Source organism: uncultured Friedmanniella sp. (genome assembly GCF_964244005.1).
GTDB lineage: Bacteria > Actinomycetota > Actinomycetes > Propionibacteriales > Propionibacteriaceae > Microlunatus.
Genome location: NZ_CAXTHG010000041.1, coordinates 1 through 11,864 on the forward strand (window position 1 = coordinate 1; position 11,864 = coordinate 11,864).

11 protein-coding genes are annotated in these 11,864 nt (G+C 69.0%); 5 read left to right on the forward strand and 6 right to left on the reverse strand.

Translation table 11 applies throughout. From position 1 onward, the window contains the following. Positions 1–58: 58 nt before the first annotated feature. Together ACFE76_RS18910 and ACFE76_RS18915 are read right to left on the reverse strand one after the other, a co-directional pair. Positions 59–232: a hypothetical protein gene (locus ACFE76_RS18910; RefSeq protein WP_375433332.1), complete on the reverse strand. Its 174-nt coding sequence runs from the start codon at positions 230–232 to the stop codon at positions 59–61. Further along, complete coding sequence (locus tag ACFE76_RS18915; RefSeq protein WP_375433333.1) at positions 229–789, reverse strand: MBL fold metallo-hydrolase; 561 nt, start codon at positions 787–789, stop codon at positions 229–231. Before ACFE76_RS18915 ends, ACFE76_RS18910 begins: the two co-directional genes overlap by 4 nt. Before the next feature lie 14 nt (positions 790–803). On the opposite strand from ACFE76_RS18915, the gene ACFE76_RS18920 reads away from it, so the two are divergent. After that, positions 804–1,262 (forward strand): hypothetical protein, encoded by a 459-nt coding sequence (locus ACFE76_RS18920; RefSeq protein WP_375433334.1) that lies wholly within the window; start codon positions 804–806, stop codon positions 1,260–1,262. Between the two features lie 416 nt (positions 1,263–1,678). Here ACFE76_RS18920 and ACFE76_RS18925 read toward each other — a convergent pair whose 3' ends face one another. Both ACFE76_RS18925 and ACFE76_RS18930 read right to left on the reverse strand, forming a co-directional pair. Next, entirely contained in the window at positions 1,679–2,947 is a 1,269-nt protein-coding gene (locus ACFE76_RS18925) for an APC family permease (protein WP_375433335.1), read from the reverse strand. Between the two features lie 405 nt (positions 2,948–3,352). Continuing rightward, positions 3,353–3,940 carry a TetR family transcriptional regulator gene (locus ACFE76_RS18930; RefSeq protein ID WP_375433336.1) on the reverse strand — a complete coding sequence of 196 codons (588 nt, stop codon included), beginning with the start codon at positions 3,938–3,940 and terminating at the stop codon, positions 3,353–3,355. A gap of 61 nt (positions 3,941–4,001) precedes the next feature. Between ACFE76_RS18930 and ACFE76_RS18935 the strand changes: the two genes are divergently transcribed. Then, positions 4,002–4,970: an SDR family NAD(P)-dependent oxidoreductase gene (locus tag ACFE76_RS18935; protein WP_375433337.1), complete on the forward strand. Its 969-nt coding sequence runs from the start codon at positions 4,002–4,004 to the stop codon at positions 4,968–4,970. A gap of 170 nt (positions 4,971–5,140) precedes the next feature. Here the strand turns inward: ACFE76_RS18935 and ACFE76_RS18940 are convergent, their stop codons facing one another. Both ACFE76_RS18940 and ACFE76_RS18945 read right to left on the reverse strand, forming a co-directional pair. Further along, a complete protein-coding gene (locus ACFE76_RS18940) occupies positions 5,141–6,304 on the reverse strand; it encodes a multidrug effflux MFS transporter (protein WP_375433338.1) in 1,164 nt (387 codons plus the stop codon). A gap of 137 nt (positions 6,305–6,441) precedes the next feature. Further along, positions 6,442–7,299: an NAD(P)H-binding protein gene (locus ACFE76_RS18945; protein WP_375433339.1), complete on the reverse strand. Its 858-nt coding sequence runs from the start codon at positions 7,297–7,299 to the stop codon at positions 6,442–6,444. A gap of 75 nt (positions 7,300–7,374) precedes the next feature. Between ACFE76_RS18945 and ACFE76_RS18950 the strand changes: the two genes are divergently transcribed. From ACFE76_RS18950 to ACFE76_RS18960, 3 genes are all read left to right on the forward strand, one after another. Next, entirely contained in the window at positions 7,375–7,833 is a 459-nt protein-coding gene (locus tag ACFE76_RS18950) for an Rrf2 family transcriptional regulator (protein WP_375433340.1), read from the forward strand. Between the two features lie 402 nt (positions 7,834–8,235). Beyond that, on the forward strand, positions 8,236–10,320 hold the full coding sequence (locus ACFE76_RS18955; protein WP_375433341.1) for a PQQ-dependent sugar dehydrogenase: 2,085 nt from the start codon (positions 8,236–8,238) through the stop codon (positions 10,318–10,320). A 58-nt stretch (positions 10,321–10,378) separates the two neighbouring features. Further along, complete coding sequence (locus tag ACFE76_RS18960; RefSeq protein WP_375433342.1) at positions 10,379–11,758, forward strand: TrpB-like pyridoxal phosphate-dependent enzyme; 1,380 nt, start codon at positions 10,379–10,381, stop codon at positions 11,756–11,758. Positions 11,759–11,864: the final 106 nt, after the last annotated feature.

Consider the following 11,864-nt stretch of genomic DNA (forward strand, 5'->3'; position numbering starts at 1 on the left):
CAGCCCCAGAGCCCGCCAACCTACACCATCGGCCGACCCTAACTGAACGGTATTGAGGTTAGTCCCGGGAAGCGTCGAAGGTCTGGCCTGGCTCGAGCGTCACCACCCGCTGTCCGGCCTCCGCGGCCCGTCCTTCGACCTGCGCGAGGGGGTCGTCGGCCTCAATGTAAACCACCGTCTCCCCCTTGACGCCGTAGTGCAGGGGCAGCAGCACCTTCGCCTGCAGACTCACCGCCGCTTGCACGGCCTCTTCAGGTCCCATGCACGCAGCCAGGGTGCTGCCCGGCTGCAGGTGCGGCACGTCGACCACCGCACCGTTACCGGCAGGGCAGCAACGTCGAACGGCCCCAGACGCCCGGCGATGGGCCACCAGTAGCCGTGGAACATCGTCTCGCCGCCGTGGAAGGGCCGCTGGCCGTCGGCTTCCACCACCCAGTTGACCTGCGGATCGCCCAAGCCGTCGACCGCGGGGACTGCGGTGACCGTGAACGGCCCCAGGGTGGTCTGCTCCCACTCTGCAACGGTCCTGACGTCGAGGTCGCTGGCCGCGAGCTCGCTCTCTTGCTTCGCGGTAAGCACCACTTCGGCAGCCGAGCCGGCGAACGCCGCCGGCCGCAGCACGACACCTACCGGGCCGACGGTGGACTCGATAGCCACAACGTCGGTGTGGTCTTCGTGCAGGTGTGTGACCAAGGCCGCCACCGCTGGCGTCTGCAGGGGACGAACAGGTGACTCGCCCCGCCAGTTGTCGCGCAGAAAGCCCGAGGAGTCGTACACGTAGTCGATCACGAGGGACTCGCCCGGTGCACCTGGGCCACCACGCACAGGCGGATGGCCGCTGGCGTCTCTATGCCTTCGCCGACGCGGGGGAGACCCCGACACTCGCGGCCTGGGCGGAGTGGCTGGCCACCTCACCGCAGTCGCCCGTCGTCGCCTACACCCCCGAAGGTCACGAGGTGGACAGCCTCTTCGACGTGAAGCTCGTCTCTCAGCGGTCGTACGAGGAGGTCGACCTGCTGGCGGCGCCGGAGATCTTTCGGCCGCGGACAGGGCCCTTCTCGCTGATCAACTACGAGAAGATCTACGCCGCCGATCCGCAGGACGACATCTTCACCGCGCGCGGCATCGACCGGTCCGGTTGCGTCGTCGTGGTCCGTCCCGATCAGTACGTGGCGCACGTGCTTCCCCTCGACGCCATCGACGAGCTGACCCGCTTCTTCGCCGGAATCCTGCTTTCGCAGCACCCAGCCCCCACCAGCTGAACGACCGCCCGCCCGGACCCGACCGAGGATCCCGATGACGACACAGAGTCGCCTTGTCTGCAGCAAGGTGGAGCTGTTCGAGGGCGTGAGCCACCGCTGCGTGGTAGCCGGCGTAGTACTTCTCGACATGGGCCGAGGCTCGGCTCGGCGGCGGGAACCGAGGATGAGCTCGTCCTGGTAGGCGTCTGAACCCCGGCTTGCTGGCTGCGCGCACCGCCGCCTGGATCAGCGCGTCCCTGCCCTCGCCATAGCGGCCGGGCCCTCTCAGCCGTGCCGCTGAGGCTGAGGAGCGCTGGCTGCACTCTGCACACTCTCGAGAATCATCAGTCGCGGGCTCACCTTCAGGGAGACTGATCGAGACCGGCACGACGTCCCACCGGCTCGCTCCATGCCGGGGTTGCCGCGCCGACTGGGCCTCACTCGCGCTTCTTCTGGCGACGATGGTGTTGCAGGATCATCCGGACGAGAAGGCCGACGATGAGTATTCCGACACCGGTCAGCACGCTGGCGGGCGGCAAGGTGGCAACCAGGGCGAGGCAGCCGAGCAGACCCAGGGCTGCGACTGGTCGCCGCCAACGCCGGGCGTGGCCGGGCAGGGTCCAGGCGCTGGCGTTCGCGATCGCGTAGTAGACCAGCACCCCGGTGCTGGAGAAGCCGATCGCCCCGCGGATGTCGGCCACGCTGACCACGACGATCACCATCGCCCCGAGCAGCAGCTCAGCCCGGTGCGGCACCGCGAACCGTGGATGCACCGCCGCCAGCGTCACAGGTAGCTCCCGGTCCCGGGCCATCGCCAACGTGGTCCGGCCCACCCCCGCCATCGCGCTCAGCAGCACTCCCAGACTGGCCGCGACCGCCCCGACCCGCACCAACGGGGCGAGGACGTGCAGCGACCCGGCCCGCACCGCTTCCTGCAACGGGGCGACGCTGTTCGCGACGCCGTCAGCGCCGAGGACGAGCAGCACACTGACCGCGACCAGCGCATAGATCGCGACCACGATCCCCAACGCCAGCGGCACCGCCCGCGGGATCGTCCGGGCCGGGTCGCGCACCTCCTCGCCGAGGGTGGCGATCCGGGCATAGCCGGCGAACGCGAAGAACAACAATCCGGCGGCCTGCAGCATCCCGTACGCGCCATGGCCGGTCAGCGGGGACAGCCGGGCCGGGTCGGTAGCCCCGCCGGCGAAGGAGCCGACCAGCACCAGGCCCAACACCACCAGGGTCAGCGCCACCAGCACCCGGGTCGCTGCCGCGGTCTTTGCCACCCCCCGGTAGTTGACAGCGGTCAACCCGGCCGCAGCCACTACCGCAGCCAGTCGTGGGTGCCCTGGCCACGCATAGACACCGGCCGTCAACGCCATCGCGGCACAGCTAGCGGTCTTGCCGACCACGAACCCCCACCCGGCGACGAACCCCCACGTCGGGCCGAGCTGGCGGCGGCCATACACGTACGTGCCCCCGGCCTGGGGATATACCGCCGCGAGCTGAGCACTCGAGGTGGCGTTGCAGTACGCCACCACCGCAGCGACGGCCAGCGCCACCAGCAGTCCAGCGCCCGCAGCAGCCGCCGCCGGACCGAACGCTGCGAACACGCCGGCGCCCAACATCGCCCCCAACCCCACCAGCACCGCATCGCCAAGCCCCAGCTCACGGCGCAACGCCACCGGACCGTCTGGAGTAGCCACCACGACACAATCTCACCAGCAGCTGAAGGCCGGTGACCTCTCTTCAGGCTTCGAGGAGGCGCCACATCGTCGATGGCCTTGTCGCCCCAGGCCCACGACGAGCGTCGACGAGGTCAAGCGCGGTGCGGGATGAGCCTGGGAATCAGCCGGACGGCGCGACAACCGACCAGGTCCGCAGCCAAGGCTCGGGATGACCTCGACCATCGCTTCGCCGCGTTGGAAGCACCGTGCCTGCGGTTCTCCCGGAACCTGGAACCGCCAAACGTGGACCGAGACCGCCCCAGAACTGCAAGCCGCATGCGTAGAGAGGCTAAGCACAGTTCCGTGGCTCGAGGAACCGTAGGAGCGGCGGCGACGATCAGGTTGGCGGGTCCTCGCTCGGCAAATCCTCAGCGGTTCTCCGGGTCATCTGAGTGCAGCGGGTGGGACGAACGCGCGCGCCACCACCTCGCGCAACGCCCGGCGTCGGCGGGCGTGCTCGGCGTCCCCCTCGGCCAGGGACGCCGTGAACGTCCCGCTGACCGGTGACCAGGTACCCGCCAGGGCGATCAGCAGCGCGTAGACCTCGTCGGGGCGGATACCCCCGACGATGAGGCCGTTTGCCTGGGCCTGGGCGATGGCCTCGTACTTGCCGTCGGCATGTCCGGGGTGCGCGACGAGCAGATCCCCGGCGGACACGCGCTCGAGGCGCTTCCAGCTGGCCAGCCGCACGAGCTCGGGGTCAGTCAGGTAGGAGTCGTACAGCGCGACCACGTAGCCGGGAAGGTCTTCGGAGGTGAAGGGGACGACGTCGACGATGCGGTCCAGGTAAGACGCGAACACGGCGTCGAACAGTCCGTCCTTGGATCCGAACCAGCCGTACATCTGCGCCTTGTTGACCTGCGCCGCCGCGGCGATCCGGTCGACACGCGCTCCGGCGATGCCGAAGGCCGCGAACTCCGCGGTGGCGGCAGCCAGCAGGCGCTGGCGGCTCTGATCCCCGGCGGTGGTCACAGGCCAACCGTACACTAACCGGTTAGTTGAAAACCTAACCAGTTAGTTGTAGTCTCGGGCCATGACCCGCATCCTCAATGACTACGACGACTCGACCACGGCGCTCCAGGTCGTCGACGGACTCGACCTGACCGGGCGGAGAGCGGTCGTCACCGGTGCCGCCTCGGGCATCGGCGTGGAGACCGCCCGCGCCCTGGCCCACGCCGGCGCCCAGGTAACGCTCGCCGTGCGCGACACGGCCGCCGGCGACCGGGTCGCCGCAGAGATCGCGGAGACCAGCGGCCGCGACGACGTCACCGTGACCCACCTCGACCTCGCAGACCTCCACAGCATCGACGCTTTGACAGCTTCCTGGCAGGGGCCGCTGCACATCTTGGTCAACAACGCCGGGGTGATGGACACCCCGCAGGGGAGGACCGCGCAGGGCTGGGAGACCCAGCTCGGCACCAACCACCTCGGGCACTTCGCGCTGACCACCGGTCTGCACGGGGCGCTGGCCGCCGCAGGGGACGCCCGGGTCGTGTCGGTCTCCTCCAGCGGCCACGCGACCTCACCGGTGGTCTTCGACGACCTCTTCTTCGAGCGCCGCGCGTACACGCCCGGGTTGGCCTACGGCCAGTCCAAGACCGCCAACGCCCTCTTCGCGGTCGAGTTGACCCGCCGCTGGGCTGGCGACGGCATCACCGCCAACGCGCTGATGCCGGGCGGCATCTGGACCCCGCTACAGCGCCACTGGAGCGACGAGCAGCGCGCCGCGGCGGAGGAGCAGGCCAGTCAGGCGGCGGCTGCGGGCCTCTTCCACATGAAGACGCCCGAGCAGGGTGCAGCCACGTCGGTGTTCCTGGCCACCTCGCCTCAGGTGCAGGGCATCGGCGGGCGGTACTTCGAGGACTGCCACGAGGCCGAGGTGGTGCCTGAGCTGCACGGCATCTGGGGCGTCCTGCCGCACGCGCTCGACCCGGACGACGCCCGGCGGCTGTGGGACGTCTCCGAGCAGCTGGTCACCGAGGCCCGGAGCAGTGCTGGCTGAGCCGCACTCGTGGTACTGACCTGACACGTCCAGCCTCGTTGACCAATAATCTGGCCTGCGAAATTTCCGGGATAACCGTGGGTGTCAACGGATCTGGGCACGGTTCACGGCGCCGATGTCATCCGCGGCCGGCTTGTCCGGACCCTCCCGACGCACAGGCGCCAGCGGTACTACCCGGGATTGCTGTGCGTGGTGGTGAAGGCGACCACGCCGGCTACTCCTAGTCCGGCCATCACGACTGCTGTGGGCAACGCGCCCGAGGCGGCGTGGAGCCCGACCAGCGGTGCGGCGAGACCACCGAACAGGAACTGGGTACACCCGAGCAGTGCCGCCGCCGCACCCGCGTGCGATCCGTGGTTTTCCAGCGCGAGGGCTGCCGCGTTCGGCAGCACCAGTCCGACGCTGGTGACCACCGTGAAGAAGGCCGCGAGCAGGGGCCACAGCCCCGCCCCGACGATCACGACGACCAGGAGAGCAACACCCCCGACCGCCGCACCGATAACTCCTGCACCGAGCAGCCGTCGGGCGTCGATCCGGCCGACCAGCCGGCCACTGGCCTGCGCCGCAGCGACGAGCCCGACTGCGTTCACCGCGAACACGACGCTGTACTGCTGAGGAGACAGCCCGTAGAGGTTCTGCAGGACGAACGGCGACCCTGAGATGTAGGCGAACATGGCCGCGAACACCAGGGCGTTGGTCAGACCGTATCCGACGAGGTGCCGGTCGGCCAGCAGCCGGACGTACACGGACCTAGCGGCCCGGAGGCCGCCCGGCTGACGCAACTGCGGGGGCAGGCTCTCGGGCAGCGCTGCGAGGCACGCGAGGAGCACGACAGCGCTGAGCACGGCGAGTGCGACGAAGATTCCGCGCCAGCCTGCGAGCTTCAACACCTGAGCACCTGCGATCGGGGCGATGATCGGGGCGAGGCCAGTGATGAGAAGCAGGAGGGAGAAGTAGCGCGCTGCTGCTCGTCCGGTGTAGCGGTCCCGGACGCTTGCGTAGGCGATGACGAGGGCGAACGACCCGCCGACGCCCTGGACGCCGCGGAACAGGATGAGGACTTCTGCCGTCGGGGCGGCGGCACACAGGAACCCGGCTGCGGTGTAGATGACGACTCCGACGATCAGAGGTCTCCGCCGCCCCAGCGCATCGCTCAGCGGGCCGGCCACGAGCTGGCCGAGAGCCAGGCCGACCAAGCACGTCGTGACCGTCAGCTGAGCCATGGAAGCTGAGCTGCGCAGATCGCGGGCGAGGTCCGGTAGCCCTGGCACGTACGCGTCGGTCGACAAGGGCCCGAGGGCGACCAGAGCTCCGAGGATGAACAGGACCGACACGCCCCGCGCGGGCTGCTCGCTCGCCGGGACGCTGGCGGTCGCCCCAGCCGTGCCCGGAGGTTTCCTCTCCTCGTGGCACAGGTCGGGTCCTGCTGCGGCCGGTCTCGGTGAGTCGCCGCAGGGCGCTGTCGGCGTCGTCACGGCCGTGCCGAACGCACGACGTCGGCCAACGCTGTCGGCGCCCGGCCGGTCAGGTCCGCGACGGTCGAGCTGGTGGTGGCGAGGAAGCCACGGCGGGCCGCGGCCCCGAAGGAGGCCAGCAGCTCCGCCACCCCGGCCGGGACACCAGCCGCCTGCAGACCAGCCTGGTGAGCGAGGTCGTCGACGACGACGACCTCGACATCGTGCGCCCCGATCTCGCTGGCGAGAGCGGCCAGGTCGGCAGCCGTGAGTGCTGCGGGGCCGGTGACGTCGTAGGTCTGGTCCTCGTGCCCGTCTCCGACCAGGACCGCGGCGGCCACCGCCGCACAGTCCTCACGGGTGACGTAGGCCGTGGCGCCGTCGCCGCTGTTGGTCACCAGCTGGCCAGACACGGCAGCATGCTCGATGCCGGGGACCTGCAGGTGGGCATAGAGGTTGTTGCGCAGCATCGTCCACCTCAGGCCGCTGTCACGGAGCGCCCGCTCGGTGCCGGCATGATCGGCCACCACCAGGGCTGGGTTGGCCGGGACCGGCTCGGGGACCGAGGTGTAGACCACGTGCCGGACACCCGCCTCAAAGGCGCTCGCGACGGCGGCGCGCTGCTGGCCCAGACGCGAGCCGACGGCGTCGGAGGAGATGAGCAGCAGCCGGTCGACACCAACGAAGGCGTCGACGAGCGTGCGGGGGTCGGCGAAGTCGGCTCGGCGCACGGTGACTCCGAGAGTGGCGAGGTCGGCGAGTGCCTCCGGGTGCCGGGTCGTGAGCACGACCTCCGATGGGTCCACGGTCTCGAGCACCCGCTCGGCGGTCGCGCGTCCTAGCGGGCCAGAGGCTCCGGTGATGGCGATGGTCATCTCAGTCCAATCTGTAGTCAGTCTGATTGCGGATAAACCGTAGCCAAGACGATCACGTATGGCAAGATGGGACCCATGGCACGGTCGACCAACACCCAGTTCGCGGTGGCCGTGCACGTCCTGACCTACCTCGCCGGTCGAGAGGACCACCGGCCGGTGAGCTCAGATGAGCTGTCCCAAAGCACCAACGTCAACGCTGTCTACGTACGCCGGGTACTCGGCCCGCTGCGCGCCGCCGGTCTCGTCCGCTCGCGTCCCGGCGTGCACGGCGGCTCGGAACTCGCCACCGATCCCCGGCACATCACCCTCGATCAGGTGTGGCGCCTCCTCCAAGGCGACGATCCGTTACTGGGTCTCCACGGCCCAGATCCGGCCTGCGCGGTCGGCCGCAGCGTCCAGCGATCACTGACAGCTCTCAACACCGCCGTTGCCGCCGCTCTCACCGCTGAGCTGCAGCACTACACCGTGCACGACGTCATGCAGGGCGTACAACCACCGACCACCTCACCGAGCGGCACCACGCCCTCGGCCTAGGCCTGTTCACGGCGAAGTTGTCGATCGCCGTCATTCCGAGGACCTCAGATCCGAACGGTGGCTCGTCTCGGGCTGCGCGGCTGGAGAGCTGGTGGATGGTGCCGTAGGTAGCGGCATCCATCGGCGCCAACCCCGACGACGTCGTCAGGCGGCCGGCTCGGAGCCGAGCCCATCGTGAGGCTCCTGTGCCGTCAGTTCCTGCAGGTGGCTCGCCGCAGCTGATACGCGGGTCATGGCTCACCCAGCGCCGCCGTCACAAGGCCAGACCACGGCTCCGGGGGCGGATACTGCAGCGCTCGATCAGGGGAACCAGCCCCTCTCTACCCGGTCCCTCTGGCACGCTAGGCTCCGCCCAGGAAGTCAGCCACTGGAGCCAGTGGCCAGCCCATCGGAGGATGATTCATGCTTTGCTTCGCGGTCGCAGGTCAACGGGCACGCTGGTGGGTGGCGGTGGTGATCGCCTTGGCGGTGTCGATGCTGGCGATCAGCGTGCCGACGGCATCGGCGGCAGCGACAGGGACGGTAGTCAACCCGGGTTCGGGCCGGTGCCTGGACGTGGTGGGCAACAGCACCGCCGCCGGCGCAGCCATCAACATCTACGCCTGCAACAACCAGCCGAACCAGCGGTGGACCTTCACCGACGCGGGCGAGCTGCGGGTGTTCGACAGCACGCGGTGCCTGGACGTGGTGGGTCAGGACACGACCTCTCCGGCACGCGTGCAGAGCTACACCTGTAACGGCGGCGCCAACCAACGGTGGCGGCTCGGCGCCAACGGGTCGATCGTCGGGGTGCAGTCGGGCTTGTGCCTAGACATCAGCGGGGCGGGAACGGCGAACAGCACCCCGGTCGGGATGTGGACCTGCAACGGTCAGGCCAACCAGAGGTGGCAGGCCCCGGCGGCCAGCTCCGACACCCAGCCCCCGACCGTTCCGGGCAACGCCCGCGTCTCCAACCTGACCTGCGACTCGGTCACCTTCGCCTGGAACGCCGCCACCGACAACGTCGGGGTGGTCAACTACGACGTGTACCACGACGGTCAGCTGATCCAGACCGTGAGCGGGAGCACCTTGACCACCAGTCTGACCGTGGTCGGAGGAGTCAGGTGGGGCCTGTTCGTCAACGCCCGCGACGCGGCCGGCAACGTGTCGCAGGCCAGCGAGACCGTCTACATCACTCCGCCGCAGTGCCAGGTCGACACCACCGCACCGTCGGCACCCGGGAGTCTGGCCGGCTCGGCATCGGGCACGACGGTCACCTTGACCTGGGCGGCGGCCACGGACAACATCGGGGTCCGGGCCTACGACGTCTACCGCGGCAGCGCCAAGGTCGGCAGCACCACCGGGACGGCCACGGTGGCCCCGGCCACCCGGTTCATCGACAGCGGACTGTCGGCGAACACCGCGTACTCCTACTACGTGGTGGCCAGGGACGCCCAGGCCAACGTCTCCGCCCGCAGCAACACTGCGACGGTGACCACGGGGGCGGCCTGCGCCAACTCGGTCTGCACCGTCAGTCAGGTGGCAACCGAGACCGACATCCCCTGGGGTCTCGTCACGCTGTCGGACGGCACGATCCTGTACACCCGCCGCGACGCCCACGACATCATCCGCCTCAACCCCACCACCGGGGCGAAGACCACCGTCGGCACGGTGCCGAACGTGGCGAACACCGACGGTGAGGGTGGGCTGCTCGGCCTCGCCATCTCGCCCAGCTTCGGCACGGATCGCTGGCTCTACATCATGCACACGACACCGACCGACAACCGGATCGTCCGGATCAAGTACGAGAACGACCGGCTCAACACCGGCAGCGAGCAGGTCCTGCTCAGTGGCATCCTGCGGAACAAGTTCCACGACGGCGGTCGGCTGCGGTTCGGGCCCGACGGCAAGCTCTACGCCAGCACCGGCGACGCGCAGAACGGCGACAACGCCCAGAACAAGAACGGACTCAACGGCAAGGTGCTCCGGCTCAACGCCGACGGCAGCGTCCCCTCCGACAACCCGTTCGGCAACTACGTCTGGAGCTACGGCCACCGCAACCCCCAGGGGCTGGCCTTCGACTCCCAGGGCCGGTTGTGGGAGCAGGAGTTCGGCAACGGCATCATGGACGAGACGAACCTGATCACGAAGGGCGGCAACTACGGCTGGCCGGCGTGCGAGGGCACCAGCGGCTCCTGCGGAACCGCCGGCTTCATCGCCCCCAAGCACACCTATCCGACATCGGAGGGCTCCTGCTCCGGGATCGCCATCGTCCGGGACGTGCTCTACGTGGCGTGCGAACGAGGCACCCGTCTCTATCGCGAGGTCATCAGCGGGAGTTCGTTGACCAACGTGCAGGCGTACCTCAACGGCACCTATGGACGACTCCGCACGGTGGAGCCGGCGCTGGATGGTGGCCTCTGGCTGACCACCACCAACGAAGGTGACAAGGACAGCATCGCGAACAACAGCAAGGAGAAGATTCTCCACGTCACTCTTGGGAGCTGACCCACCCTTGAGGCCTCTCCTAGGGTGAGGATCACCACCACCAGCGCCGGAGGAACACATGTCCCAGGTCAAGCAGCACAAGATCGATCTCGCCGAGTCGGAGATGCCGACCCGCTGGTACAACGTGCTGCACGACCTGCCGACCCCGCCACCGCCGCCGTTGCATCCGGGCACCGGTCAGCCGATCGGTCCCGACGACCTGGCGCCGCTGTTCCCGATGGACCTGATCATGCAGGAGGTGTCGACCGACCAGTACGTCGACATCCCCGAGGAGGTGCTCGACGTCTATCGGCTGTGGCGGCCGAGCCCTCTGTTCCGGGCGCATCGGTTGGAGAAGGCGTTGGGGACGCCGGCGCGGATCTACTACAAGTACGAGGGGGTGTCGCCGGCGGGTTCGCACAAGCCGAACACCGCGGTCCCGCAGGCCTACTACAACGCGAAGGCGGGCATCAAGAAGCTGACCACGGAGACCGGTGCGGGTCAGTGGGGGACGTCGTTGGCGTTCGCGTGCGCGCAGTTCGACCTGGAGTGCGAGGTCTGGCAGGTCCGGGCGTCCTACGACCAGAAGCCCTATCGGCGGTTGATGATCGAGACGTTCGGTGGTGTGGTGCATCCGAGTCCTTCGCCGCTGACGGCGGCCGGCCAGAAGATCCTCGCCGAGCATCCGGACTCACCCGGGTCGTTGGGCATCGCGATCAGTGAGGCGGTCGAGGTGGCGGCCCAGGACCCCACGATCAACTACTCGCTCGGCAGCGTGCTGAACCACGTGCTGATGCACCAGACGATCATCGGCGAGGAGACGCTGCTGCAGCTGGCCAAGATCGGGGAGACGGCTGACCTGCTGGTCGGCTGTACGGGCGGAGGTTCAAACTTCGGCGGGCTGATGTTCCCCTTCCTGCGGGAGAAGTGGGCCGGCCGGATGAACCCGGACGTGATCGCGGTGGAGCCGGCGGCGTGTCCGAGCCTGACGCAGGGGACCTACGCCTACGACTTCGGCGACACGGCCGGGATGACCCCGCTGCTGAAGATGCACACCCTGGGCCACGACTTCATCCCTGACCCGATCCACTCCGGCGGGCTCCGCTACCACGGGATGAGCCCGCTGATCAGTCATCTCTACGAGACCGGTGAGATCGGGGCGGTGGCCAAGCAACAGAACGAGTGCTTTGCCGCAGGGGTGCTGTTCGCCCGGACCGAGGGGATCGTGCCGGCCCCGGAGCCGACGCACGCGCTGGCCGTGACGATCGAGGAAGCCCTGCGGTGCAAGGAGAGTGGGGAGGAGAAGGTGATCGTGACTGCTCTGTGCGGACACGGGCACCTGGACCTACCGGCGTACGGTGCCTATCTGTCGGGCTCGGTGACCGACACGGGCTGGGAGGACGAGACGCTGAAGGCTGCCGTGGCCGAAGCGCTGACGAAGCTGCCTGCGCTGGCGTGAGCTGGCTGGTCTTGCCGACGGACGCCGAAGTCCATCGGCAGGACGAGCGGCCGCTGGGCACCGGTCGAGCCCTCCCGAGGGGCCAAAGGCGAGGAGCGGCCCTGAG

What these genes read in the sequence shown, in the direction of transcription:
- ACFE76_RS18935 (WP_375433337.1), top strand. Translation starts at nt 4,002, where the DNA reads ATGACCCGCATCCTCAATGACTACGACGACTCGACCACGGCGCTCCAG.
- ACFE76_RS18945 (WP_375433339.1), bottom strand. Translation starts at nt 7,299, where the DNA reads ATGACCATCGCCATCACCGGAGCCTCTGGCCCGCTAGGACGCGCGACC.
- ACFE76_RS18950 (WP_375433340.1), top strand. Translation starts at nt 7,375, where the DNA reads ATGGCACGGTCGACCAACACCCAGTTCGCGGTGGCCGTGCACGTCCTG.
- ACFE76_RS18955 (WP_375433341.1), top strand. Translation starts at nt 8,236, where the DNA reads ATGCTTTGCTTCGCGGTCGCAGGTCAACGGGCACGCTGGTGGGTGGCG.
- ACFE76_RS18960 (WP_375433342.1), top strand. Translation starts at nt 10,379, where the DNA reads ATGTCCCAGGTCAAGCAGCACAAGATCGATCTCGCCGAGTCGGAGATG.